The organism is Pseudomonas capeferrum (assembly GCF_013523055.1).
GTDB lineage: Bacteria > Pseudomonadota > Gammaproteobacteria > Pseudomonadales > Pseudomonadaceae > Aquipseudomonas > Aquipseudomonas capeferrum_A.
In genome coordinates this window covers 81,358-106,915 of sequence record NZ_JAAMQM010000009.1, presented here as the reverse complement: position 1 = coordinate 106,915, position 25,558 = coordinate 81,358, and the positions used below count along the sequence as shown (strand labels likewise).

At 60.5% G+C, this 25,558-nt stretch carries 25 protein-coding genes and 1 other RNA gene; 18 read left to right on the top strand and 8 right to left on the bottom strand.

The genetic code is table 11. The features are described 5' to 3' along the window. Entirely contained in the window at positions 1–1,098 is a 1,098-nt protein-coding gene (locus G7009_RS12050) for an amino acid ABC transporter permease (protein ID WP_181130302.1), read from the top strand. An 11-nt stretch (positions 1,099–1,109) separates the two neighbouring features. Further along, on the top strand, positions 1,110–1,874 hold the full coding sequence (locus G7009_RS12045) for an amino acid ABC transporter ATP-binding protein (RefSeq protein WP_181130301.1): 765 nt from the start codon (positions 1,110–1,112) through the stop codon (positions 1,872–1,874). Between the two features lie 184 nt (positions 1,875–2,058). Here G7009_RS12045 and algW read toward each other — a convergent pair whose 3' ends face one another. Further along, on the bottom strand, positions 2,059–3,219 hold the full coding sequence (algW, locus tag G7009_RS12040; protein ID WP_181130300.1) for a Do family serine endopeptidase AlgW: 1,161 nt from the start codon (positions 3,217–3,219) through the stop codon (positions 2,059–2,061). Positions 3,220–3,431: 212 nt separating this feature from the next. Between algW and G7009_RS12035 the strand changes: the two genes are divergently transcribed. The 3 genes from G7009_RS12035 to cysN all read left to right on the top strand — a co-directional run bounded on the left by G7009_RS12035 (position 3,432) and on the right by cysN (position 7,162). Then, entirely contained in the window at positions 3,432–4,190 is a 759-nt protein-coding gene (locus tag G7009_RS12035) for a Nif3-like dinuclear metal center hexameric protein (protein WP_181130299.1), read from the top strand. 136 nt (positions 4,191–4,326) lie between these two features. Continuing rightward, positions 4,327–5,244, top strand: a complete 918-nt coding sequence (cysD, locus tag G7009_RS12030; RefSeq protein ID WP_181130298.1) for a sulfate adenylyltransferase subunit CysD — start codon at positions 4,327–4,329, stop codon at positions 5,242–5,244. A 16-nt stretch (positions 5,245–5,260) separates the two neighbouring features. Further along, positions 5,261–7,162 (top strand): sulfate adenylyltransferase subunit CysN, encoded by a 1,902-nt coding sequence (cysN, locus tag G7009_RS12025; protein WP_181130297.1) that lies wholly within the window; start codon positions 5,261–5,263, stop codon positions 7,160–7,162. Positions 7,163–7,941: 779 nt separating this feature from the next. Here the strand turns inward: cysN and G7009_RS12020 are convergent. Continuing rightward, a complete protein-coding gene (locus G7009_RS12020; protein ID WP_181130296.1) occupies positions 7,942–8,421 on the bottom strand; it encodes an Lrp/AsnC family transcriptional regulator in 480 nt (159 codons plus the stop codon). Positions 8,422–8,547: 126 nt separating this feature from the next. Between G7009_RS12020 and G7009_RS12015 the strand changes: the two genes are divergently transcribed. Continuing rightward, positions 8,548–9,744 (top strand): methionine gamma-lyase, encoded by a 1,197-nt coding sequence (locus G7009_RS12015; RefSeq protein ID WP_181130295.1) that lies wholly within the window; start codon positions 8,548–8,550, stop codon positions 9,742–9,744. Between the two features lie 423 nt (positions 9,745–10,167). On the opposite strand, the gene G7009_RS12010 is transcribed toward G7009_RS12015, so the two are convergent. After that, positions 10,168–10,605: a YhcB family protein gene (locus tag G7009_RS12010; protein ID WP_181130294.1), complete on the bottom strand. Its 438-nt coding sequence runs from the start codon at positions 10,603–10,605 to the stop codon at positions 10,168–10,170. Positions 10,606–10,744: 139 nt separating this feature from the next. On the opposite strand from G7009_RS12010, the gene G7009_RS12005 reads away from it, so the two are divergent. The 3 genes from G7009_RS12005 to zapE all read left to right on the top strand — a co-directional run bounded on the left by G7009_RS12005 (position 10,745) and on the right by zapE (position 13,933). Further along, positions 10,745–11,380 carry an alpha/beta hydrolase gene (locus tag G7009_RS12005; RefSeq protein WP_181130293.1) on the top strand — a complete coding sequence of 212 codons (636 nt, stop codon included), beginning with the start codon at positions 10,745–10,747 and terminating at the stop codon, positions 11,378–11,380. 25 nt (positions 11,381–11,405) lie between these two features. Further along, positions 11,406–12,755, top strand: coding sequence for a tryptophan--tRNA ligase (locus tag G7009_RS12000; RefSeq protein ID WP_181130292.1), 1,350 nt, complete (start codon positions 11,406–11,408; stop codon positions 12,753–12,755). An 83-nt stretch (positions 12,756–12,838) separates the two neighbouring features. Then, the gene (gene zapE / locus G7009_RS11995; protein WP_181130291.1) at positions 12,839–13,933 is read left to right on the top strand and encodes a cell division protein ZapE; all 1,095 of its coding nucleotides are present in this window, start codon (positions 12,839–12,841) and stop codon (positions 13,931–13,933) included. An 87-nt stretch (positions 13,934–14,020) separates the two neighbouring features. Here zapE and G7009_RS11990 read toward each other — a convergent pair whose 3' ends face one another. Further along, positions 14,021–14,941: a GlxA family transcriptional regulator gene (locus G7009_RS11990; protein WP_181130414.1), complete on the bottom strand. Its 921-nt coding sequence runs from the start codon at positions 14,939–14,941 to the stop codon at positions 14,021–14,023. 514 nt (positions 14,942–15,455) lie between these two features. On the opposite strand from G7009_RS11990, the gene rplM reads away from it, so the two are divergent. The 7 genes from rplM (at position 15,456) to G7009_RS11955 (ending at position 20,323) form a co-directional block, all read left to right on the top strand. Next, positions 15,456–15,884: a 50S ribosomal protein L13 gene (gene rplM, locus G7009_RS11985; RefSeq protein WP_181130290.1), complete on the top strand. Its 429-nt coding sequence runs from the start codon at positions 15,456–15,458 to the stop codon at positions 15,882–15,884. Positions 15,885–15,898: 14 nt separating this feature from the next. Continuing rightward, positions 15,899–16,291, top strand: a complete 393-nt coding sequence (gene rpsI, locus G7009_RS11980; RefSeq protein WP_181130289.1) for a 30S ribosomal protein S9 — start codon at positions 15,899–15,901, stop codon at positions 16,289–16,291. A gap of 264 nt (positions 16,292–16,555) precedes the next feature. Continuing rightward, positions 16,556–17,149, top strand: a complete 594-nt coding sequence (petA, locus tag G7009_RS11975; RefSeq protein WP_181130288.1) for a ubiquinol-cytochrome c reductase iron-sulfur subunit — start codon at positions 16,556–16,558, stop codon at positions 17,147–17,149. Then, a complete protein-coding gene (locus tag G7009_RS11970) occupies positions 17,149–18,360 on the top strand; it encodes a cytochrome b (RefSeq protein WP_181130287.1) in 1,212 nt (403 codons plus the stop codon). Before petA ends, G7009_RS11970 begins: the two co-directional genes overlap by 1 nt. After that, positions 18,360–19,139 carry a cytochrome c1 gene (locus G7009_RS11965; protein ID WP_181130286.1) on the top strand — a complete coding sequence of 260 codons (780 nt, stop codon included), beginning with the start codon at positions 18,360–18,362 and terminating at the stop codon, positions 19,137–19,139. Before G7009_RS11970 ends, G7009_RS11965 begins: the two co-directional genes overlap by 1 nt. 118 nt (positions 19,140–19,257) lie before the next feature. Next, the gene (locus G7009_RS11960; RefSeq protein WP_181130285.1) at positions 19,258–19,881 is read left to right on the top strand and encodes a glutathione S-transferase N-terminal domain-containing protein; all 624 of its coding nucleotides are present in this window, start codon (positions 19,258–19,260) and stop codon (positions 19,879–19,881) included. 10 nt (positions 19,882–19,891) lie between these two features. Further along, positions 19,892–20,323 (top strand): ClpXP protease specificity-enhancing factor, encoded by a 432-nt coding sequence (locus tag G7009_RS11955; protein ID WP_181130284.1) that lies wholly within the window; start codon positions 19,892–19,894, stop codon positions 20,321–20,323. Positions 20,324–20,396: 73 nt separating this feature from the next. Here the strand turns inward: G7009_RS11955 and G7009_RS11950 are convergent, their stop codons facing one another. The 4 genes from G7009_RS11950 to G7009_RS11935 form a co-directional block, all read right to left on the bottom strand. Continuing rightward, entirely contained in the window at positions 20,397–20,975 is a 579-nt protein-coding gene (locus tag G7009_RS11950; protein ID WP_181130283.1) for a BON domain-containing protein, read from the bottom strand. Further along, positions 20,972–21,565 (bottom strand): phosphoheptose isomerase, encoded by a 594-nt coding sequence (locus G7009_RS11945; RefSeq protein ID WP_181130282.1) that lies wholly within the window; start codon positions 21,563–21,565, stop codon positions 20,972–20,974. Before G7009_RS11945 ends, G7009_RS11950 begins: the two co-directional genes overlap by 4 nt. Positions 21,566–21,651: 86 nt before the next feature. Next, positions 21,652–22,023 carry a YraN family protein gene (locus G7009_RS11940; protein ID WP_181130281.1) on the bottom strand — a complete coding sequence of 124 codons (372 nt, stop codon included), beginning with the start codon at positions 22,021–22,023 and terminating at the stop codon, positions 21,652–21,654. Next, complete coding sequence (locus G7009_RS11935) at positions 22,023–23,837, bottom strand: penicillin-binding protein activator (protein WP_181130280.1); 1,815 nt, start codon at positions 23,835–23,837, stop codon at positions 22,023–22,025. The genes G7009_RS11940 and G7009_RS11935 overlap by 1 nt, the downstream gene beginning before the upstream one ends. A 187-nt stretch (positions 23,838–24,024) precedes the next feature. Between G7009_RS11935 and rsmI the strand changes: the two genes are divergently transcribed. Together rsmI and rnpB are read left to right on the top strand one after the other, a co-directional pair. Beyond that, positions 24,025–24,900 (top strand): 16S rRNA (cytidine(1402)-2'-O)-methyltransferase, encoded by an 876-nt coding sequence (rsmI, locus tag G7009_RS11930; RefSeq protein WP_181130279.1) that lies wholly within the window; start codon positions 24,025–24,027, stop codon positions 24,898–24,900. A gap of 66 nt (positions 24,901–24,966) precedes the next feature. Then, an RNA gene (rnpB, locus tag G7009_RS11925) (RNase P RNA component class A) lies at positions 24,967–25,326 on the top strand. The last annotated feature ends 232 nt before the right edge of the window (positions 25,327–25,558 follow it).

The window sequence follows — 25,558 nt, the reverse complement described above, 5'->3', positions numbered from 1 at the left end:
ATGAATGCACATGTTTTCAAACCCGATATGCCGCCACCGGTCAAAGTGGTCGGTGTATTCGCGTGGATGCGAGCGAACCTGTTCTCCAGTTGGCTGAACACCCTGCTGACCCTGTTCGCGCTCTACTTGATCTGGCTGATCGTGCCGCCGCTGTTGCAGTGGACGATCATCGATGCGAACTGGGTCGGCACCACCCGTGCCGACTGCACCAAGGAAGGTGCCTGCTGGGTCTTCATCCAGCAGCGCTTCGGCCAGTTCATGTACGGTTATTACCCGACCGAATTGCGCTGGCGGGTCGACTTGACCGTGTGGCTTGCCGTGGTCGGCGCGGCGCCGCTGTTCATTGCGCGTTTCACGCGCAAGACAGCTTATGGACTGGGGTTCCTGGTGCTATACCCGATCATTGCCTACCTGCTCCTGCATGGCGGCTACCTGGGGCTGACCACCGTGCCGACCACCCAGTGGGGCGGCCTGATGCTCACCCTGGTGATCGCCACGGTGGGCATCGTCGGGGCCTTGCCACTGGGCATCCTGCTGGCATTGGGGCGGCGTTCGAACATGCCAGCGGTGAAGGTGGTCTGCGTGACCTTCATCGAGTTCTGGCGCGGCGTGCCGTTGATCACCGTGCTGTTCATGTCCTCGGTCATGCTGCCGCTGTTCCTGCCCGAGGGCATGAGCTTCGACAAGCTGCTGCGGGCGATGATCGGGGTGATCCTGTTCCAGTCGGCCTATGTCGCCGAGGTGGTGCGTGGCGGTCTGCAGGCCATTCCCAAGGGCCAGTACGAGGCAGCCGCCGCGATGGGCCTGGGCTACTGGCGCTCGATGGGCCTGGTCATTCTGCCGCAGGCCCTGAAGCTGGTGATTCCCGGCATCGTCAACACCTTCATCGCCCTGTTCAAGGACACCAGCCTGGTGATCATCATCGGGCTGTTCGATCTGCTCAACAGCGTCAAGCAGGCAGCGGCCGATCCGGCCTGGCTGGGCATGGCCACCGAAGGCTATGTATTCGCCGCCCTGGTGTTCTGGATTTTCTGTTTTGGCATGTCCCGCTACTCCATGCACCTGGAGCGCAAGCTGGACACGGGCCACAAACGTTAGGAGTTTTCGTGATGAATGAAGCGATCAAGCAGCCTGCTGGCACCGAAGGCATCATCCAGATGCAGGGCGTGAACAAGTGGTACGGCCAGTTCCATGTGCTCAAGGACATCAACCTCAATGTGCGTCAGGGCGAGCGGATCGTTCTGTGCGGACCGTCCGGGTCCGGCAAGTCCACGACCATTCGCTGCCTCAACCGTCTGGAAGAGCACCAACAAGGGCGCATCGTGGTCGATGGGGTAGAGCTGACCAGCGACCTCAAGCAGATCGAGGCGATCCGGCGCGAGGTCGGCATGGTGTTCCAGCATTTCAACCTCTTCCCGCACCTGACCATTCTCGAGAACTGCACCCTGGCACCGATGTGGGTGCGCAAGCTGTCCAAGCGCAAGGCAGAGGAAATCGCCATGCACTATCTGGAGCGCGTGCGTATCCCTGAGCAGGCGCACAAGTACCCGGGGCAGTTGTCCGGTGGTCAGCAGCAGCGCGTGGCGATTGCCCGGGCGTTGTGCATGAAGCCGAAGATCATGCTGTTCGACGAACCGACCTCGGCGCTCGATCCGGAAATGGTCAAGGAGGTGCTCGATACCATGGTGAGTCTGGCCGAGGATGGCATGACCATGCTGTGCGTGACCCACGAGATGGGCTTTGCCCGGACTGTGGCGAACCGGGTGATCTTCATGGACAAGGGGGAGATCGTCGAGCAGGCCTCGCCGGATGACTTCTTCGATCGTCCACGTAGCGAGCGGACCCGGCTGTTCTTGAGCCAGATCCTGCATTAGGGAGAGCGTAACCACAGCCAACGCGTCGTTTGGGTGGTTTACATTGCCAGGCGAGTCGAGGTCTTGCCTGGCAATGCATGACATCGAGCCCGCGCGGTAGCGAGGGAAACCTGGTCTAAAGCACATTCCAGGTTCAACCCTCGGTCCAGACTCACATCAAAGCCGCTTCGCAGCAACCGCCCTCTTATTTCTCTTCCTTGCTCACCGCAGGCGTCGGCGGCGGACGCAGGCCCACTTCGGCGACCAGCTTGAGCTGCTTGCCGTTGCGCATCACTTCGATAGCCACCTTGTCGTTCGGCTTTATCCGGGCCACCTGGTTCATGGACCTGCGGCCGTCACCGGCGGGTTCGCCATTGATGCTGAGGATCACGTCGCCCAGTTGCAACCCGGCCCGTTGCGCCGGCCCGTCGCGGAAGATCCCCGCCACCACGATCCCCGGGCGGCCTTCCATGTTGAAGGATTCAGCCAGCTCCGGGCTCAACGGCTGAACTTCCAGGCCCAGCCAGCCACGGATCACCTGGCCATGCTCGATGATGGACTTCATCACTTCCAGTGCCAGCTTGACCGGGATCGCGAAGCCGATGCCCTGGGAGCCACCGGACTTGGAGAAGATTGCCGTATTGATACCCGTGAGGTTGCCGTTGGCATCGACCAGCGCGCCTCCGGAGTTGCCCGGGTTGATCGCGGCGTCGGTCTGGATGAAGTCCTCGTAGTTGTTCAGCCCCAGCTGATTGCGGCCTGTGGCGCTGATGATGCCCATGGTCACGGTCTGACCTACGCCGAAGGGGTTGCCGATGGCCAGGGCGACGTCGCCGATGTGGATATTGTCGGAGCGGCCTATGGTGATGGCCGGCAGGTTCTTCAGGTCGATCTTCAGCACCGCCAGGTCGGTCTCGGGGTCGCTGCCGATGACGCGCGCCAGGGTCTCGCGTCCATCCTTGAGCGCCACCACGATCTGGTCCGCGCCAGTGGTCACATGATTGTTGGTCAGCAGGTAGCCTTCCGGGCTCATGATCACCGCCGAGCCCAGGCTCGATTCCCAGCGACGCTGCTTGGGCAGGTTGTCGCCGAAGAAGCGGCGAAATTGCGGGTCTTCGAATAGCGGGTGGGAACTCTTGTTGACCACCTTGGTGGTGTAGAGGTTGACCACCGCGGGCGCGGCGAGGGTCACCGCGTCGGCATAGGATACCGGTCCCTGCATGATCCGCGTGGTCTGCGGCGCCTGCTGCAGGTTGACGTCCTGGCTCGGCAGGCCGACCCATTGTGGAAAGCGCTGGATGACCAGCAGGGCGATCAGCGTGCCGGTGAGTAGCGGCCAGCCAAAGTAACGCAGTGCCTTGAGCATGGAAGAGGTCCTGGATTGAACGGGGGCGCTGCGGTGCGACCCACAAAGCAAGCGCGCGCGATCATACACCTGAAGCGGATGAACGGCGATGGTGAGTCGAGCCTGCGTCCAGGCGACTGGCATCGGTATCCTCGAAGCCAGTGACAGCCCATAATGGCGGCCATTATACGGGCCTCTACGCCCGGTAGAACCGCTGATCGAGGAGACTTTACATGGCCGTCGCCCTGAGCACCCTGGTCGAGGAAGCCGACCGCTACCTGGCGAGCGCAAGAATCCAGGATTACTGCCCTAACGGCCTGCAGGTGGAGGGTCGCCCGCAGGTCCGCCGTATCGTCAGCGGCGTGACCGCCAGCCAGGCCTTGCTCGATGCCGCCGTCGAAGCCGAAGCCGACTTGATACTGGTGCACCATGGTTACTTCTGGAAAGGCGAAAACCCGTGCATCACAGGGATGAAGCAGCGGCGCCTGAAAACCTTGCTCAAGCATGACATCAGCCTGCTCGCCTACCACCTGCCACTGGATGTCCATGCGGAGGTGGGCAACAACGTGCAGTTGGCGCATCGATTGGAGATTACCGTGGAAGGGCCGCTCGACCCGGACAATCCCCGCGTGGTCGGCCTCATCGGCTCGCTGGCCGAGCCCCGTTCGGCGCAGGACTTCGCTCGCAGGGTCCAGGAAGTCACGGGCCGCGAGCCCTTGCTGATCGAGGGCGACCAGGTGATTCGCCGGGTCGGTTGGTGCACGGGAGGCGGGCAGGGCTATATCGATCAGGCTATCGCCGCGGGGGTCGATCTTTTCATCAGTGGCGAAGCCTCGGAGCAGACCTTCCACAGTGCGCGGGAGAACGGCATCAGCTTCATCGCCGCCGGCCATCACGCTACCGAGCGCTACGGCGTCCAGGCCTTGGGCGATTACCTGGCGCGACGTTTCGCCGTGGAGCACCTGTTCATTGACTGCCCCAACCCTATCTGAACGTCAAAACGCGCGGGCATATGGTTAGATTGTTTCGTTCTAGTTGCGCGTCTAAATAGAATCGGGTGCTGTGATAAAGTGCCCTGCTCGAACACGGCCCGTTGGCCGTCCATAAGATCGTTTTTCGTGAGTAGCCATGGTCGACAAACTGACGCACTTGAAACAGCTGGAGGCGGAGAGCATCCATATCATCCGCGAGGTGGCCGCCGAGTTCGACAATCCGGTGATGCTGTACTCGATCGGCAAGGACTCCGCTGTGATGCTGCACCTGGCGCGCAAGGCCTTCTTCCCGGGCAAGCTGCCGTTTCCAGTGATGCATGTCGACACCCGCTGGAAATTCCAGGAGATGTACAGCTTCCGCGACAAGATGGTCGAGGAAATGGGCCTGGAGCTGATCACCCATGTCAACCCTGAAGGTGTGGCGCAGGGTATCAACCCGTTCACCCACGGTAGCGCCAAGCACACCGACATCATGAAGACCCAGGGCCTCAAGCAAGCGCTGGACAAGCACGGCTTCGACGCTGCGTTCGGTGGTGCTCGTCGCGACGAAGAGAAGTCGCGTGCCAAGGAGCGCGTGTATTCCTTCCGCGACAGCAAGCACCGCTGGGACCCGAAGAATCAGCGCCCGGAGCTGTGGAACGTCTACAACGGCAAGGTCAACAAGGGCGAGTCCATTCGCGTCTTCCCACTGTCGAATTGGACCGAACTGGACATCTGGCAGTACATCTACCTCGAAGGCATCCCGATCGTGCCGCTGTACTTCGCCGCCGAGCGTGAAGTCATCGAGAAGAACGGCACCCTGATCATGATCGACGACGAGCGCATCCTCGAGCATCTCTCCGATGAAGAGAAGGCCCGTATCGTCAAGAAGAAAGTGCGTTTCCGTACCCTTGGCTGCTACCCGCTGACGGGCGCTGTCGAGTCGGAGGCCGAGACCCTGACGGACATCATCCAGGAAATGCTCCTGACCCGGACGTCCGAGCGCCAGGGCCGTGTCATCGACCATGATGGCGCAGGCTCCATGGAAGACAAGAAACGCCAAGGCTACTTCTAATTTTCAGGGTTACTCCATGTCGCATCAATCTGATCTGATCAGCGAGGACATCCTCGCCTACCTGGCCCAGCACGAGCGCAAGGAACTCCTGCGCTTCCTGACCTGCGGCAACGTCGACGACGGCAAGAGCACCCTGATCGGGCGCCTGCTGCACGACTCCAAGATGATCTACGAGGACCACCTCGAGGCCATCACCCGTGATTCGAAGAAGTCCGGCACCACGGGCGAGGAAGTCGACCTGGCGCTGCTGGTCGATGGCCTGCAGGCCGAGCGTGAGCAGGGCATCACCATCGATGTCGCCTACCGCTACTTCTCCACCGCCAAGCGCAAGTTCATCATCGCCGACACCCCGGGCCACGAGCAGTACACCCGCAACATGGCGACCGGTGCCTCGACCTGCGACCTGGCGATCATCCTGGTCGATGCCCGCTACGGCGTGCAGACCCAGACCCGTCGACACAGCTACATCGCCTCGTTGCTGGGCATCAAGCACATCGTCGTGGCCATCAACAAGATGGACCTGAAGAACTTCGACGAGGAAGTCTTCGAGTCGATCAAGGCCGACTACCTCAAGTTTGCCGATGCCATCAACCTGACCCCGAGCAGCCTGCAGTTCGTGCCGATGTCCGCGCTCAAGGGCGATAACGTGGTCAATCGCAGCGAGCGTTCGCCGTGGTACACCGGCCCTGCGTTGATGGAAATCCTGGAAACCGTCGAGGTCGCCGCCGATCGCAACTTCACCGATCTGCGTTTCCCGGTGCAGTACGTCAACCGTCCGAACCTGAACTTCCGTGGTTTCGCCGGTACGCTGGCCAGTGGCATCGTGCACAAGGGCGACGAGATCGTCGTGCTGCCATCGGGCAAGAGCAGCCGCGTCAAGTCCATCGTCACCTATGAGGGCGAGCTGGAGCACGCGGGCCCCGGCCAGGCCGTGACCCTGACCATGGAAGACGAGATCGACATCTCCCGTGGCGACCTGCTGGTACACGCCGATAACGTGCCGCCGGTCACCGACCAGTTCGACGCCATGCTGGTGTGGATGGCCGAAGAGCCGATGCTGCCGGGCAAGAAGTACGACATCAAGCGCGCGACCAGCTACGTACCGGGCTCGGTTGCAAGCATTGTCCACAAGGTCGATGTCAACACCCTGGAAAAGGACGCCGCCAGTTCCCTGCAACTGAACGAGATCGGCCGCGTCAAGATCAGCCTCGATGCGGCGATCGCCCTGGATGGTTACGAGAGCAACCGCACCACGGGTGCTTTCATCATCATCGACCGCCTGACCAATGGCACCGTGGGCGCCGGCATGATCATCGCCCCGCCGGTGCTGCCGCACGGCAACAGCGGTCAGCATGGCAAGTCGTCCCACGTCACCACCGAAGAGCGTGCCCTGCGCTTCGGTCAGCAACCGGCTACCGTGCTGTTCAGCGGCCTGTCGGGCGCTGGCAAGAGCACCCTGGCGTATGCCGTCGAGCGCAAGCTGTTCGACATGGGGCGCGCGGTATACATCCTGGATGGCCAGAACCTGCGGCACGACCTCAACAAAGGGCTGCCACAGGATCGCGCGGGGCGTACCGAGAACTGGCGTCGCGCCGCCCACGTGGCGCGTCAGTTCAACGAAGCGGGCCTGCTGACCCTGGCTGCTTTCGTCGCACCGGATGCCGAGGGCCGCGAACAGGCCAGGGCCCTGATCGGCAAGGAACGGCTGGTAACCGTCTACGTCCAGGCCTCCCCGCAGGTCTGCCGCGAGCGCGACCCGCAGGGCCTGTATGCCGCCGGTGGCGACAACATCCCGGGCGAAGGCTTCCCATACGACGTGCCGCTGGATGCCGACCTGGTCATCGACACCCAGGCCACCAGCGTGGATGAAGGCGTCAAGCAGGTGCTGGATGTGTTGCGCAAGCGTGGCGCGATCTAAGCGTTCGGCTTGAACGAAAACCCGCCATGGTGATGAGCCTGGCGGGTTTTTTTGTTTTCCGGTGCGGGGCTTCCCCGCAATGGCCCATGGAAACGCTTGAGCATGCCTCGTCACCTGTGTCTCGAGCACTATGACTTGGCTGGCATTTGGCCCAGCGACCTTTCAAGGAGAGCATCATGAAAGTTGAAGCTAGCGACTACCGCTTTGAAATCCTGATCATGCGTGGCGGTGATGACGAGGAGAATGGTCACGGCTGGCGCAAGCCGTGATCTGACCGCGAGACGTCCCGTCTCGGCGCGAACTGAACAGTTTCGATGACGGGGCGGGGTTTCTGTTGCCGAGGTTGCAGGAACTCACGCTATAGGTGTTTCTCCGCTACCGGAGCCGCCGCTCCTTCACTGCCCTGGGCTTGAGTAATAGGTTCTCGAAGTTTGTATTTTCTTGAAGCGATAGGTGTCTCGCCTATGCGCTGAGATTCGCTAGCTTTTCACTCGTAATTACGGAGCCGTTTAGCAAAAATTGATGAGTAGGATCTCATGGGCCTTCGCAAAGAATTAATGCCGCCTCATCTTGCTGAGTCTTTGGTCGCTCGACTTACGAAACTCGCGCAAGACATTGATGGCGGCGACCCTGAGCTCACCCGGGCTCAGCTGGAATCCTTAATCGAGAAGCCATGACTGAACTTGATTTCAAAGACTTCCAAGGGATTTATGGGGCGAGGAGCATGATTGCTGGGTTTGCAAGGTCTTGGCCGAGCCTTTCGAAAAATTGGTGCCGAGCTAGATATGATTTTCCGATACTGGAATTATCCGTCGTTCCTTCACCGCCTTATACGAAAAGCTGGAATAAATTTCCTTCACACCGGGCAATCGCTGCAGTACTTCCCGAGCGAATTCTCCGAACGACTCCAGATCCCGTGCCAGTATTTCCAACAGAAAATCGTAACGCCCGGATATGTGGTGGCAGGCGACGATTTCGGGGATTTCCATCAGCCTTTTTTCGAACGCCCTGGCCATGTCCTTGGTATGGGAGTCCATCATGATGCTGACGAAAGCGGTCACGCCAAAACCCAGGCTCTTGGGAGATAGGGTGGCCTGATACCCAGTGATATATCCCTGTTCCTCGAGCTGCTTGACCCGCCGCCAACAGGGCGAAGTGGTTAGCGAAACCTGATCGGCGAGTTCGGCGATGGTAAGCCGGGCGTTGTCCTGAAGAGCCGCCAGTAGAGCACGGTCGATGCGGTCGAGGGTCGTGGGCATGGCTTGCCCTCCGGTAGGTTGGTTTGTTCTTTTTGTTCCAAAGGACACGAGGTTTCGAGAGGATTTTGGAAAAATCTTGGCCTCGCAGTGGCATAAGCTTAGAACAAAGCACAAGAGGCCGTTGCCATGAGCGAGTCCGACAAACACCGTGGTTTTTCCACCCGTGCGATCCATCACGGCTACGATCCGATGTCTCATGGCGGCGCACTGGTGCCACCGATCTACCAGACCGCGACCTACGCCTTCGCCAACGTGGAGTACGGTGCTGCTTGTTTTGCCGGGGAGGAGTCGGGGCATTTCTACAGCCGTATCTCGAACCCGACGCTGGCCATGCTCGAGCAGCGCGTGGCGTCGCTCGAGGGAGGAGAGGCAGCGTTGGCCCTGGCCTCCGGCATGGGGGCGATCACGTCCACGCTATGGACGCTGTTGCGGCCTGGGGACGAGTTGATCGCAGGCCGCACGCTCTATGGCTGCACCTTTGCTTTCCTGCACCACGGTATCGGCGAATTCGGGGTTCAGGTACGTCATGTCGACCTCAATGACCGAGTAGCGCTTTCAGCCGCCATCACCCCCAGAACACGTGCAATCTACTTCGAGACGCCCGCCAATCCGAACATGCAGTTGGTGGACATCGCTGCCGTCGTCGACCTGGCGCGCCAGCACGGCATCTGCGTGATCGTCGACAATACCTATTGCACCCCTTACCTGCAGCGTCCACTGGAGTTGGGCGCCGATCTGGTGGTGCATTCGGCGACCAAATACCTCAGCGGGCACGGAGACCTCACCGCAGGGCTGGTGGTAGGGCACAAGGCTTTGATCGATCGCATTCGTTTCGAGGGGCTCAAGGACATGACCGGCGCGGTTCTGTCGCCCCACGATGCGTCGTTACTGATGCGTGGAATGAAGACGCTGGCGCTGCGGATGGAACGCCACTGTACCAATGCCCAACAGGTAGCCGAGTTCATCGAGCGCCATCCGATGGTTGAATCGATCCACTATCCCGGATTGTCCGGTTTTGCCCAATATGCCCTGGCACAACGACAAATGCGCCTGCCGGGCGGGATGATCGCTTTCGAACTCAAGGGCGGGATCGAGGCCGGCCGGCGCTTCATGAATGCCCTGCAACTGTTCGCGCGCGCGGTGAGCCTCGGGGATGCCGAGTCGCTGGCGCAACATCCGGCGAGCATGACGCATTCGGGTTACAGCGTGGAGGAACGGGCGCACCATGGGATTTCGGAAGGGTTGGTGCGATTGTCGGTGGGGTTGGAGGATGTGGAAGACTTGATCGCGGATGTACGGCAGGCGTTGGAGGCCTGTAGTTGAGCAGCGCATGTCAGCCAAGAAAGCGGCTCCTGACGGATTGACGGACATTCGTGAGACCAGGCGCCACATTACAGCGCAACGCGGCCAGCCTGTTTCCGCTCCCGAGGCTCCACCAAAGTTCTGTCACGCAGATGGGGCCGAGACACTTTCTCATGGAGCAAACGCCAACTCATTAAGTTAGCTGGGCCTTGTGGGAGCGGGCTTGCCCGCGAACACCGGCAAAGCCGGTGCCACACACTGCGGTGTCTGCTTCGCGGGTAAACCCGCTCCCACAGGTACCCCGGCAGCTTCAAGACTGTTTCTGTGCGACAGCGCAGCCCAACGGGCCGTGCGTGGTAAGTCACCGGAATCCAAAGGTTCCCCCACAATCCGTGAGGAGCCAAGAAAAAGGCCTCTCGCGAGGCCTTGTTTCATTTCAGCGTATCAACGCTTGATTCCGTAGCTCTCGTCGAGCATGCCCGGCGAGTTCGGCGACTTCGGCGCATAGTCGCGAGGGACTTCGGCAGTGTCCTTGGGTGGGGTCAGGCGGTCGCGTGGAGCTTGCGCGGCTTCGGAGTGCAAGGCGGCGAGCAGGCGCTGACGGGTCAATTCGTCCAGGGCCAGGCGGTTGGCGCCTTCGGCCAGGTGATCCTGGACATCCTGGTAGCTCTGGGTAAGCCGCTGGACCAGCGAAGCGGTGCTGTTGAAGTGGGTGACCACTTCGTTCTGGTAGCTGTCGAAGCGCTGCTGGATATCGTCGAGCTGCCGCTGCGTGCTGCTTGGCGCGGCGTTGGGCAACAGTCGGGCAACCACGAAACCAACGATGACGCCCACGACGAGGGCCAGGGTCGGCAACAACCAAACTAAGAGCGAGAGTTCCACGAGTCCTTCCTCTATAAACGGCTTTGCTTTACGTTAACGGCTCAGACCTGCGCTGTATACCGCGAGCGATCGCAAATATCTCAGAGCAGAATTTTTCACCTAGACGAGTCGACCCATTCCGAGGTCACGGAGTAGTGCCTTGCTTACCCGCGAAACCCCTGTGTTCATCGACGGTCCCTGCGGCCAGTTGGAAGCCTTGTACCTGGAGGTCGCCGATGCCCGCGGCAGCGTGCTGATCTGCCATCCCAACCCCGTCCAAGGCGGCACCATGCTCAACAAGGTGGTTTCTACCTTGCAGCGTACGGCGCGGGACGCAGGATACAGCACCTTGCGCTTCAATTACCGCGGCGTCGGTCAGAGCGCGGGCGGTCATGACATGGGTAGCGGTGAAGTCGACGATGCCGAAGCCGCGGCGCATTGGCTGCGTGACCGGCAATCGACGCAGCCGCTGGTCTTGATGGGCTTCTCCTTCGGTGGCTTTGTCGCCGCGGCCCTGGGTGGGCGCCTCGAAGCGGCGCAAGTCGAGCTGCAGCAACTGTTCATGGTGGCACCGGCGGTCATGCGCCTGAGCAGCGAGTTCCCGTTGCCCCAGCGCTGCCCGCTGAGCGTGATCCAACCGGACGCCGATGAAGTGGTACAACCCCAGCTCGTCTACGAATGGTCCGACGCACTGTCGCGCACCCATGAGCTGCTGAAAGTGGCAGAATGCGGACACTTCTTTCATGGCAAGCTGACCGATCTGAAGGATCTGGTGCTGCCGCGTCTCTCGAACTGAGCCAAGCCTGATCAAGCGATAACCCATGACTACGCGCATTCTCACCGGTATCACCACCACTGGCACCCCGCACCTGGGCAACTACGCCGGCGCCATCCGCCCGGCCATCCTTGCCAGCCAGCAGCCTGGTGCCGATTCGTTCTACTTCCTGGCCGACTACCATGCCTTGATCAAGTGCGACGATCCGCTGCGCATCCAGCGATCGCGCCTTGAGATCGCCGCCACCTGGCTGGCCGGTGGCCTGGATCCGGAACGGGTGACTTTCTATCGCCAGTCCGACATCCCCGAGATCCCCGAGCTCACCTGGCTGCTGACCTGCGTTGCCGCCAAAGGCCTGCTCAATCGTGCCCACGCCTACAAGGCGTCGGTGGACAAGAATCTGGAAAACGGTGAAGACCCGGACGCCGGCGTGACCATGGGCCTGTACAGCTATCCGGTACTGATGGCCGCCGACATCCTGATGTTCAATGCCCACAAGGTGCCGGTCGGCCGTGACCAGATCCAGCACGTGGAAATGGCCCGGGACATCGGCCAGCGCTTCAATCACCTGTTCGGGCAAGGCCGAGAGTTCTTCGTCATGCCCGAAGCGGTGATCGAGGAGAGCGTCGCGACCCTGCCTGGCCTGGACGGTCGCAAGATGTCCAAGAGCTATGACAACACCATCCCTCTGTTCAGCAGCGCCAAGGACATGAAGGATGCCATCTCGCGGATCGTCACCGACTCGCGCGCCCCTGGCGAGGCCAAGGATCCGGACACTTCGCACCTCTTCACCCTGTTCCAGGCCTTCTCTACGCAGGAGCAGTCGACCCTGTTCCGCGACGAACTGTTGCAAGGTCTGGGTTGGGGCGAAGCCAAGCAGCGTCTGTTCCAGTTGCTCGACGGCCAGTTGGGCGAAGCGCGCGAGCGCTATCATCAGTTGATCGCTCGGCCTGCCGACCTCGAAGACATTCTCCTGGTCGGCGCACAGAAGGCACGCAAGATTGCCAGCCCGTTCCTGGAACAGTTGCGCGAGGCCATCGGTCTGCGCTCGTTCCGCACCAATGTCCAAGCTGCCGGTGAAGTGAAGAAGAAAGCCGCCAAGACAGCTCGCTTCGTCAGCTTCCGCGATGAGGACGGCAGTTTCCGCTTCCGCCTGCTGGCCGCCGATGGCGAGCAGTTGATGTTGTCGCGCAGCTTCGCCGACGGCAAGAGCGCCGGAGCGGTGAGCAAGGGATTGCAGCAGGGCGATGAGCTGGACATCCGTGTAGAGGGCCTGGGTTTCAGCCTCTGGCTGGATGGCGAAAACGTCGCCAACGGGCCGCGATTCGCCCATGACGAGGCACGCGATGCAGCCATCCAGAGCCTGCGCGCGGCCCTGCGGCCACAGCAGGACTGAGGCATTTTGCCGCAAGTCCGATTGCCATTATCCAGGGCCGTCGTTACAGTGACGGCCCGCTTTTGTTACCTCGCCAGCGAATTATGACGCCCCTAGAACGATATCAAGCAGATCTCAAACGTCCCGAATTCTTCCATGATGCGGCGCAGGAAACGGCGGTGCGTCACTTGCAGCGCCTGTACGACGATCTGGTGGCCGCGCAGAACAACAAGCCCGGCGTGTTCGGCAAGCTCTTCGGCCGCAAGGAGCAGGCGCCAGTCAAGGGGCTCTACTTCTGGGGCGGAGTAGGGCGGGGCAAGACCTACCTGGTCGATACCTTCTACGAAGCATTGCCGTTCAAGCAGAAGATGCGCACGCACTTCCACCGTTTCATGAAGCGCGTCCACGAAGAGATGAAGACGCTCAAGGGCGAGAAGAACCCGCTGATCGTCATCGCCAAGCGTTTCTCCGACGAAGCGCGGGTGATCTGCTTCGACGAATTTTTCGTGTCCGACATCACCGATGCCATGATCCTGGGCACGCTGATGGAAGAGCTGTTCAAGAACGGCGTGACCCTGGTGGCGACGTCCAACATCGTCCCCGACGGCCTGTACAAGGACGGCCTGCAACGCGCGCGCTTCCTGCCGGCTATTGCCCTGATCAAGCAGAACACCGACGTGGTCAACGTCGACAGTGGCGTCGATTATCGCCTGCGCCATCTGGAGCAGGCGGAGTTGTTCCACTTCCCGCTCAACGACGCGGCGCATGAAAGCCTGCGCCAGAGCTTCAAGGCCTTGACCCCCGACTGCACCCAGGCCGTCGAAAACGATGTGCTGGTGATCGAGAATCGCGAGATCCAAGCCCTGCGTACCTGTGACGACGTGGCCTGGTTCGATTTCCGCGCCTTGTGCGATGGGCCGCGCAGCCAGAATGACTACATCGAGCTGGGCAAGATCTTCCACGCGGTGCTGCTGAGCAACGTCGAGCAGATGAGCGTCGCCACCGACGACATCGCCCGGCGCTTCATCAACATGGTGGACGAGTTCTACGACCGCAACGTCAAGCTGATCATTTCCGCGGAAGTCGAGCTCAAGGACCTGTATACCGGCGGTCGCCTGACCTTCGAGTTCCAGCGTACCTTGAGCCGCCTGTTGGAAATGCAATCACACGAGTTCCTCTCGCGCGCTCACAAGCCATAGGCGCAGGGAAGGGCTCCTGCCCTCGAACATGGCACATGGTCGCTTGCGCAAGCGGCTTTGTGCCATGTGGATGTGCGATCCGCCCGCTCATGCCTCCTGCATGAACTGCTGCCGGTACTGGTTCGGTGACAACTCCGTATGCTGGCGGAACAACCGCGCGAAGAAGCTGGCATCGTCATAACCCACTTCATAGCTGATCGTCTTGATGCTCTTGCGCGTGCTCGACAGCAGGCCCTTGGCGGTCTCGATGCGCAAGCGCTGCAGGTAGTGCAAGGGCTTGTCGCCCGTGGCGCCCTGGAAGCGGCGCATGAAGTTGCGAATGCTCATGCCATGGTTGCGGGCCACATCCTCGAAGCGGAACTTGTCGGCGTAGTGCTCTTCGAGCCAGTGCTGGATCTGCAGGATGATCAGGTCCTGATGCAGCTTCTGGCCACCGAATCCCATGCGCCCCGGGGTGTAGTTGCGCTGCACTTCGTAGAGGATGTCGCGGGCCACGGCACGGGCGACATTGGCGCCGCAGAAGCGCTCGATCAGGTAGATGTACAGATCGCAGGCCGATGTGGTGCCACCAGCGCAGTAGAGGTTGTCGGCATCGGTCAGGTGCTTGTCCTGGTTGAGGCGGACCTTGGGGAAGCGCTCGGCGAAACTGTCGAAGAAGCGCCAGTAGGTGGTTGCCTCCTTGCCGTCGAGCAGGCCGGCTTCGGCCAGCCAGAACACGCCGCTGGCTTCGCCGCAGAGCACGGCGCCGCGCTCATGCTGCTCGCGCAGCCAGGGCAGTACCTGGGGGTAGCGCTGGCACAGGTTGTCGAAGTCGTCCCAGAACGCCGGGAGAATGATCACATCGGCCTCTTCGAGGCCACCATCGACCGGGACCTGGACATTGCTGAAGCTGTCCACGGGCAGGCCGTCCGGGCTCACCAGGTGGATTTCGAACATCGACTTCAGGCCTAGCCCCAGCTGCTTGCCATAGCGCAGGCTGGCAAGGTGGAAGAAGTCCTTGGCCTGCATCAGGGTCGAAGCGAATACCTGGTCGACAGCCAGGATACTGACGCGCCGCAGGGACGCGGAGGGTTGGGTAAACATCATTGTCATTGTTCTTATGGGGTAGAGTGGTCAATCACTGGCTGGATCGTCTTATGTTTTGGGAAGAGTGTCTACCCCGGGTGTCTGTGATCATGCCAGACATCGATTACTTCAGCGGGCTGGACCGTACCGTCCCAGGGCGTGTGCGCTTGTCTGGCTCGGTGTGGTCGAGCTGCCTGCGGACCCTGATCAGGGAATGATTAGGCAAATAAGTGATAAATCAGGTTGAGTTTTTTTCTGTAATCTGGATAATTCTGCAGCTCTCCGTGCGGTGGGAGTGATGCACCACCCCATCGGAAGAACCCTGCCGAGTATGGACGCGCTGACCCGAGCCCCCTATAGCGTCCGTGTGCGGCTGCGCGCTTGAGTTGTCAAGCGAAGCACTATCCAGTAAGATCCGCCGTCTTATTTCGCTGGACGGCCTCTGAGGCTATAAAGAATGAAAACTTTTACTGCTAAACCAGAAACAGTAAAGCGCGACTGGTACGTGGTTGACGCCGCTGGTCAGACCCTGGGTCGTCTGGCTACCGAAATCGCACGTCGTCTGCGTGGCAAGCACAAGGCAGAGTACACTCCTCACGTTGACACCGGCGACTACATCGTCGTCATCAACGCCGAGCAGGTGCGTGTCACTGGCGCCAAGACCACTGACAAAATGTACTACTCCCACTCCGGTTTCCCAGGCGGTATCAAGGAAATCAACTTCGAGAAGTTGATTGCCAAAGCCCCAGAGCGCGTGCTCGAGACCGCGGTCAAAGGCATGCTGCCTAAGAACCCGCTGGGTCGCGACATGTACCGTAAGCTGAAAGTCTATGCGGGCGCTGCTCACCCTCATACTGCTCAGCAGCCTCAAGAACTGAAGATTTAACGGAATAGTTCATTATGTCGGCGACTCAAAATTACGGCACTGGCCGTCGCAAGACCGCAACCGCTCGCGTTTTCCTGCGTCCGGGCACCGGTAACATCTCTATCAACAACCGTCCCCTGGACGTCTTCTTCGGCCGCGAAACTGCTCGCATGGTTGTTCGCCAGCCGCTGGAGCTGACCGAGACCGGTGAAAAGTTCGACATCTACGTCACCGTCATCGGTGGTGGTGTCAGCGGTCAGGCTGGTGCTATCCGTCACGGTATCACCCGTGCACTGATGGACTACGACGAGTCCCTGCGTGGCGCGCTGCGTCGTGCTGGCTTCGTTACTCGCGACGCCCGTGAAGTCGAGCGTAAGAAAGTGGGTCTGCGTAAAGCACGTAAGCGTCCTCAGTACTCCAAGCGTTAATACCGCTTCGGCAGTCGAAAAAAGCCCGGTTCCCTTGTGGAGCCGGGCTTTTTTTATGGCTTGAACTAACCTCTCAGCATGTCCGTGAAACAGCACCGCATAGACGCAGATCAAGCAATGCGAGGGTTTCAGCCCGTCCAGGGGGTAATCACCTTGTCAGTGTGTGGATTTGTTCTTTACCATGCGGCAAATTTTAGTGCCACAGACATTACCTAAGTAGATGCCTGTTTCAACAGGCCACCAATGCCGATGGGAGAGGACTGAATGAGCAATGACGGCGTCAACCCAGGCCGACGCCGCTTCCTTGTAGCTGCTACATCCGTCGTGGGGGCGGCGGGGGCAGTGGGGGCTGCGGTACCGTTCGTGGGGTCATGGTTTCCTAGTGCCAAGGCGAAGGCCGCCGGTGCGCCGGTCAAGGTCAATATCGCCAAGATCGAGCCTGGTCAGCAGATGGTTGCCGAATGGCGCGGTCAGCCTGTCTTCATCATGCGGCGCACGGAAGAGATCCTTGGCAATCTGCAGAAACTCACGGGTGATCTTGCCGATCCTGACTCCAAAGCCTCGGATCAGCCGAGCTACGTCAATCCGCAGAGTCGCTCGATCAAGCCGGAAATCCTTCTGCTGGTAGGTCTGTGTACCCATCTGGGTTGCTCGCCGACCTTTCGCCCCGAAGTCGCGCCCGCCGATCTCGGCCCCAAATGGCTGGGGGGTTACTTCTGCCCCTGCCACGGCTCGCATTACGACCTGGCCGGCCGCGTCTACAAGTCCCAGCCGGCGCCTCTCAACCTGCCGGTACCGCCGCACACGTATGAGTCTGACAATGTCATCGTCATCGGCGTCGATCAGGAGAATGCGTGATGAGTAAGTTCATGGACTGGATCGACGCGCGCTTTCCCGCCACGAAGATGTGGGAAGACCATCTCAGCAAGTACTACGCGCCTCGGAACTTCAATTTCCTGTACTTCTTCGGATCCCTGGCCTTGCTGGTACTGGTCAACCAGATCGTCACCGGTGTCTGGCTGACGATGAGTTTCACGCCTTCGGCCGAGGAAGCCTTCGCCTCCGTCGAGTACATCATGCGCGACGTGGAGTACGGCTGGATATTGCGCTACCTGCACTCCACGGGTGCTTCGGCGTTCTTCATCGTGGTCTACCTGCACATGTTCCGCGGGCTGCTCTACGGTTCCTATCAGAAGCCTCGCGAGCTGGTCTGGCTGTTCGGCATGCTGATCTACCTGGCGCTGATGGCTGAGGCTTTCATGGGTTACCTGCTGCCTTGGGGGCAGATGTCCTATTGGGGCGCGCAGGTGATCATTTCGCTGTTCGGTGCGATCCCGGTCATCGGCGCTGATCTCACCCAGTGGATTCGCGGCGACTATCTGATTTCCGGCATCACCCTCAACCGCTTCTTTGCCCTGCACGTGGTCGCATTGCCCATCGTCATTCTCGGCTTGGTGGTGCTTCATATCCTGGCGCTGCACGAGGTCGGGTCGAACAACCCGGATGGCATCGATATCAAGAAGAACAAGGACGAGAACGGTGTGCCGCTGGACGGTATTCCCTTCCATCCGTACTACACCGTCAAGGACATCGTCGGTGTCGTGGTCTTTCTCTTCGTGTTCTGCGCCGTGGTGTTCTTCTTCCCGGAAATGGGCGGATACTTCCTGGAAAAACCGAACTTCGAGCAGGCGAACGCATTCAAGACGCCAGAGCATATCGCCCCGGTTTGGTACTTCACACCGTTCTACGCGATTCTTCGCGCAGTGCCCGACAAGCTGTTCGGTGTCATGGCGATGGGCGCTGCGATTGCGGTGCTCTTCGTCCTGCCGTGGCTGGATCGCAGCCCGGTACGCTCCATGCGCTACAAGGGCTGGTTGAGCAAGATAGCGCTGTTGCTGTTCTGCGTCTCCTTCGTGATCCTAGGCGTGCTTGGCGTCCTTGCGCCGACTCCGGGACGGACCTTGCTGTCGCAGGCCTGCACGGTGCTGTACTTCGCCTACTTCCTATTGATGCCGTTCTACAGCAGGCTCGAAAAGACCAAACCGGTTCCGGAAAGGGTGACTGGCTGATGAAAAAGCTTATCGCTGTATTGATCCTGGCAGTGATGCCCGTACTTTCCTTCGCCGCAGACCATGGCTTCGAGCTGGACAAGGTCGATATCGACCTGGCGGACAAGGCTGCCCTGCAGGATGGCGCCCGTACCTTCGTCAACTATTGCATGGGTTGTCATGGCGCCAAGTTCCAACGCTACGAGCGGGTTGCCGATGACTTGGGGGTTCCTCATGAGCTGATGCTCGAGAAAATGGTATTCACCGGTGCCAAGATCGGTGACCACATGAACAGCGCAATGCGGCCCGACGATGCCAAGGCATGGTTTGGCGCTGCGCCACCCGATCTGACGCTGGTTGCCCGCGTGCGTGGCAACGATTGGCTGTACACCTATCTGCGTACGTTCTATGAGGACACCTCGCGGCCTTTGGGCTCCAACAACAAGGTCTTCCCCAACGTCGGCATGCCCAACGTGCTGGTCGGGCTGCAGGGCAACCAGGTCATCGGTTGCAAGCAGGTGCAAAGCGTGGTCGATGGCAAGCGACAGTTCGATCCGCTCACGGGCAGTCCATTGACGCACGAGGCCTGTGATCAGCTGACCATCGAGCCGAATTCCGGTACCCTGACACCCGAGCAGTTCGACGAGAAGATCAAGAACCTGGTGACCTTCCTGGCCTATTCCGCCAACCCGGTCAAACTGGAAAGTCAGCGCATCGGTACCTACGTGTTACTCTACCTGGCTTTCTTCTTCGTCTTCGCCTACTTGCTCAAGCGCGAATACTGGAAGGACGTGCACTGATCATCCAGTAGTTTCTGGTAGTTGAGCGCGCCCTGGGGCGCCCCTGCATGCGCGGGGGATGCCTGCAGGGCGCGTTTGCATTTATGGTTTACACGCACCTCGTGCGAGGAGTTACACCATGGGCGCAACCAATCGGTTAGCCTGCTATTCCGACCCCGCCTGCCATTATTCCCAGCGGGTCCGCCTCGTTCTTGCCGAAAAAGGCATCACGGTCCAGATCATCGACGTGGATGTCGGACGGTTGCCGCCCAAGCTTGCCGAGGTCAACCCCTATGGCAGCGTTCCGACATTGGTCGATCGGGACCTGGCGCTGTACGAATCGACCGTGGTGATGGAGTACCTTGACGAACGCTATCCGCACCCGCCGCTGTTGCCGGTCTATCCGGTAGCGCGCGGCAACAGCAGGCTACTGATGCACCGCATCCAGCGTGATTGGTGCTCGCTGGCGGACATCATCCTCGATCAGCGGAGCAAGGAAAGCGCCCGTGTCCAGGCGCGCAAGGAACTGCGCGAAAGCCTGACCGGAGTGTCCCCGCTCTTCGCGGAAATGTCCTGCTTCATGAGTGAGGAGCAAAGTCTGGTCGATTGCTGTCTACTGCCCATACTCTGGCGGCTGCCAATCATGGGCATTGAATTGTCGCGACAAGCAAAGCCGCTGCTCGATTACATGGAGCGACAGTTTGCCCGCGAGCCTTTCCAGGCAAGTCTGTCTGCAACCGAACGTGAAATGCGTAGAATTTAAGGAGCTGTTGATGAACTCCAGTCGCCCCTATCTGATTCGTGCCCTGTACGAATGGATCGTCGACAATGATTGCACCCCGCATATGCTGGTCAATGCCGAGTACCCCGCGGTCCAGGTGCCACCGGGGTTTGCCAGCGATGGTCAGATCGTCCTCAACGTGTCCCCCAATGCGGTACGCAGTCTGCACATGGACAACGAAGCAGTCAGCTTCGAGGGTCGTTTCAGTGGTGTTGCCCATACCCTCTTCGTGCCGGTAGGCGCGATCCTGGGTATCTATGCGCGCGAGAACGGCCAAGGCATGGTCTTTGAGCTCGAGCCTCCGCTGATGGGTGACGAAGAGTTGGAAGATGATGGCGTGGAGTCGGATGATGACGGCCCGCCTGATGATGGTGGTCAGCCACCGCGACCCACCGGACGTCCAAGTCTCAAGGTGGTCAAGTAAATGAAAAAGGCGATCCCTCGGGGTCGCCTTTTTCATTGGATGCGCACGTCAATGGTGCGATTCACGGCTTGAGTCAGTCGATGTATTCGAACAGCTTGACGATCTTCTGTACGCCCGAAACACCCTGTACCAGGCTGGTGGCTCGATTGGCTTCCTCTTGGGTCAGCAAGCCAAGCAGGTAGACGATACCGTTCTCGGTAATCACCTTGATGCGCGAGCCAGGCACATTGGCATCGGTGAGCATCTGGCTCTTGATCTTGGTTGTCAGCCACGCGTCGTTGTTACGCGCCAGCAGCGGGGAGGGCTGCATGACCTGTAGCTCGTTGTGCACCTTCTTGACTCGCTGCACCTTGCTGGCGGTTTGCTCGGCCAGGCTCTTGAGCTCGGCGCGAGGTGTCTGGCCAGCCAGCAGCACGATGCCGTTGTAGCTGCTCACGACGATGTGCGAGCTCTTGTCCAGATCAGCGTTGGCCTTGGAAATATTGACCGATACCTTGGTTTCTATCAGGGAATCGTCGATCTTGCTGCCGATAGTGCGGGTGCCGCGATCATCCTCGATCGAATTGTCGCGCGCGGAGGTCAGTACCGAGCTGCACCCGGTGATGCTCAGGCACAGTGTCAGGGCCATGAGGCCAAAGCGTCTAGGGATCATTCTTCACTCCCGAACAATTGGCTGTCGATCAGATCGCACAAGCAGTGGATCGCCAGCAGGTGGACTTCCTGGATACGTGCCGTGACCGTCGATGGCACTCGGATCTCGACATCTTCTGGCAGGAGCAGTGAAGCCATGCCGCCACCGTCGCGTCCGGTCAATGCTACGACAACCATTTCTCGATCATGTGCGGCCTGGATCGCCTGGATGATATTGGCCGAGTTGCCACTGGTGGAAATGGCCAGCAAGACATCTCCCGGCTGTCCCAAGGCACGGATCTGCTTGGAAAAAACCTCATTGTAACTGTAGTCGTTGGCGATCGAGGTGATGGTCGAGCTATCGGTAGTCAGGGCGATGGCCGGCAGGCTCGGACGTTCACGCTCGAAACGATTGAGCAGTTCGGACGAAAAATGCTGAGCGTCGCCAGCCGAGCCGCCGTTACCGCAGGCGAGCATCTTGCCCTCGTTGAGCAGGGCATTGACCATGACCTGGCTGGCTAGCTCGATGTGCGGTGCCAGGATGTCCATCGCCTGTTGCTTGGTTTCGATGCTTGCCTGGAACAGCCGGCGAATTCGGGATTGCATGTCCATCTGGGTGACCTTAAGTGGGGCGGTGGCCGGCGCGGCGCGCGACAAGGGGCCAGCCCGCGAAACATGGAGCTAGGAAAATGATCGGGTTAGCATTCGAAGGCGTTTTTCAGCCATTGAAGCGGTTGGCCCGCATGGCGGCTGCCCTGCAGGGCGACAACGTCGAAACGGCAGGGGTGATTGGCCCAGCGGGACTCCTTCTGCAAGAACAGCGTGGCGGCAAGTACCAATCGTTTTTGTTTGCGCCCGTCGACACTACCAAGGGCTCCGCCAAAGTCCGCGTGCAACCGATAGCGGACTTCGACGAATACTACTGTATCGCGATCGAGCATGACCAGATCAAGCTCGCCACCGCGGCATCGCCAGTTCTGCGTCAACAGGCTCAGGCCTTGTCCTTGAAGGTATTCAAGGGCTTGCCGTTCGGCGACCTGGCCGGCAACGCTGGGCGATGCCTTGAGCATCAGCGCGGTGTGTCCGGCAGGCGCCTGATCTGGCCGTCGGCAAATTCGGCCCATGGCAGCTGGCGCTCGACACGCTGGTTGGCGTTCAGGCTCAGGCTTCCGGATTGGCCTTCGACACGGCTGCCCGGTAGTGCCTTCATCTGGCCGAGATGCGGTGCCAGGGTATAGGCATCCACGCCCATGGCATACAGGCGGCCCAGGCTGCCCGCCGCTTGTGGCCATTGCTGCACCACCTGCTGGCGGAGGCTGTTGCCGCTGTCCAGCAGCCAAGGGGTTTCGCAGAAGCGGATACCGTTCATGTCCTTGTACTGGTTGACGTCACCGCTGGCGCTGTACAGGTTCGACGTGGCATACACAGGCAAGTCAGCCGCGTACTGGAAGTTCAGGGTCGGCTTGATCTGTTGGGCCTGCTGTGGGGTCGAAGCCAGGAACAGGAAGTCGGCGTCGTGGCGACGTGAAGGCTGTGCGGCAACGTCACCACCTACCGTGCTCTGCAGGGCTTGGGCGCGTCCTTCGCTCTGACGCAGCTTGAGCAGTTCGGCGATCTGCTGGGCGAGAGCGACGGGCTGTGCGATATGCTCGGCGGCGAGGAGGGTGCCGCCTTGTGCTTCCCAATCCTGACGGAAGGCTTTTAGGACCCGATCGCCCCATTCACCGCTGGGTACAAGGGCTACAGCACGAGTCATGCCGTCGGCGTGCGCGCGGCGAGCGACTTCCCGTGCCTCGTCTTCGGCGGCAAGGCCGAACTGGAACAGCTGCGGCGACGCCTGCTGACCCGCGTCAGCGTAGTTCAGTGCCAGCGTGGCGATGGGAAGCTGAGGGTAGGCGGCAAGCTGCTTGACCAGCGGCTTCTCCAGCGGGCCGATCACCAGTTGCACGCCCGCGGCCTGTGCCTGGCGATAGAAATCGTCCAGGGAGGTCATGCGGGAGCTGTCGAAGACTTGCACTGCCGGAGCGGGCTGGCCGCTCTGCTGAGCCTGGAAGTGCGCGGCCATGAAGCCGTCACGCAAGGCGCGGGCCACACCCGCCAGTGGGCCTTCCTGAGGTAGCAGCAGCGCGACCTTGGTCAGCGGCTGGCTGGCCAGCGCCTTCAACTTGACCAGCGCCTCGGGCAGCTGTTGCGCCGCCGGGTGGTCGGGGTGCTGGGCGCGCCAAGTGTCGATGGCTGCCTGTTGAGCTTCCAGTGTGCCGGCGCTCTTCACCGCCAGTGCCAGGCTCGTCCAGCCTGCCAGGCTGTCGGTTCCGCCTGCCTGCAGTTGTTCGACCGGCAGCGAGGCGACCAATGCCCAGATGGCATCGTTGTTGGCGGTGGCCGCCTGGCCGCTGAGCAATGGTGCCAGCAGTACTCGCTGCTTGGCCGCGGCCAGTACCTGGCCATCCGCCTCGAGGGCGGCGGCATGCACCGCATAGGTGCGCAACTGCTGCTCTTGCGGCAGTTCGCCCACTCGCTGAAGGCTCGGATGCGAAAGGGCATCCAGGGCGGCCTTGGGCTGGTTGCGGCTCATGGCCAGCTCCGCGGCAAGCGTGCTGGTGAACACCTGCTGGGCGGGCTTGAGCGAGTCCAGGGGGACCAGTTCGAGGATGCGCGCGGCGCGCGGATAATCTTGCTGGCGGTAGGCCTGATCTGCGGCGCTCAGTCGCAGCAAGGCGGCTTCCTCCGCGGATTTGCTGGAAGCGGCCTGCTCAAGCAGTTGCTCGATGCTGGCATCCGGGGTGCGTGGCAGCTCACCCAGGCCGGACGAGGGCGAGCTGGCGCAGGCTGCGAGCAAGGCAGCAAGGCAGAGGGCTGTGAACAGCCGCAGACAAGCGATCATGTAAAAGTCCTGTTACTCGATCAAGTTGGCCGGCAATTGTACCCAAGCACTGGCCAAGGCGCGATCTTGCTGACGCGGAACATTCAATATAGGTCGTGCACTGAGAAGCGCGGATGAAGATGTTTGCGCCGTGTAACCGATGGACGGGCTACAATGGCGCCTTTGATCAGCAAGGCAGGTGTGCGCAGTGACGGATGTTCCAGGGGCTTCGAAATCCACGACGGGTACGCTTTATGTCGTCGCAACGCCTATCGGCAACCTGGACGACATGAGTGCGAGGGCGCTGAAGGTGCTGGGCAGCGTGGCGTTGATCGCCGCCGAGGACACCCGTCACACGGTCCGCCTGCTTCAGCATTTCGGCATCGATACGCCGTTGGCGGCCTGTCATGACCATAACGAGCGGGACGAAGGGGGGCGCTTTCTTGCGCGGTTGCAGGCTGGCGACGACGTGGCGCTGGTTTCTGACGCGGGCACGCCGCTGATCTCCGATCCCGGCTATCACCTGGTGCGCCAGGTACGAGCTGCCGGCATCGCCGTCGTTCCGGTCCCGGGGCCCTGCGCGCTGATCGCCGCGCTGTCGGCAGCGGGGCTGCCTTCGGATCGGTTCATCTTCGAGGGCTTCCTGCCAGCCAAGGCGGTAGGGCGGCGCGCGCGACTGGAACAGGTCAAGGAAGAGCCGCGCACCCTGATCTTCTACGAGGCGCCCCATCGCATCCTGGAGTGCCTCGAAGACATGGAAGCGGTATTCGGCGCACAGCGTCCGGCCTTGCTCGCACGTGAGATCACCAAGACCTTCGAGACGCTCAAGGGGCTGCCGCTGGCGGAACTGCGAGCCTTCGTCGCGGGTGATGGCAACCAGCAGCGCGGCGAGTGCGTGGTGCTGGTAGCAGGCTGGAGCGCGCCTGAGGATGACCAGGCGATCAGCGATGAGGCATTGCGTGTGCTCGATCTGCTGCTGGCCGAGATGCCACTCAAGCGTGCGGCGGCACTGGCTGCGCAAATCACCGGCGTGCGCAAGAACTTGCTCTACCAGGCGGCTCTGGAGCGGCAGCAAGCGCACTAGCCCCAGTCGAGATTAATTACTTTATTGCTTGTTCTTGCGGCTGCCTGCCGTTAACCTTGGCGGCGGAGAGTCGATCGGACAGTCGCTGCCGTCTTTTGTTCCGCAAAAGATGGGGGAGGAAAGTCCGGGCTCCATAGGGCAGAGTGCCAGGTAACGCCTGGGAGGCGCGAGCCTACGGAAAGTGCCACAGAAAATAACCGCCTAAGCGCTTCGGTGCCGGTAAGGGTGAAAAGGTGCGGTAAGAGCGCACCGCGCGACTGGCAACAGTTCGTGGCTAGGTAAACCCCACTCGGAGCAAGACCAAATAGGGTTCCATACGGCGTGGCCCGCGTCGGAACCGGGTAGGTTGCTAAAGGCGTCCAGTGATGGCCGCCGTAGAGGAATGACTGTCCTCGACAGAACCCGGCTTACAGATCGACTCTCCACCTCCTTCCCCCTCGCCTGAATCGAGAGCAGATAAGCATTCGTAATGCTCAAATAGTCTTACTCTTGATAATTCACTTTAAGTGCGCTTTCTATCCGTCTGAGTATGCTCGTTTTTCTTGCTCGAAAATCCCCATATACTTGCCTTTTACATTCCTTTTGCGCGCTAAATCTCCGTTCCATAAGGGATTTCCTTCCGAACGTGCCTTGACGGTGCAGCGAACGGATTCCTATA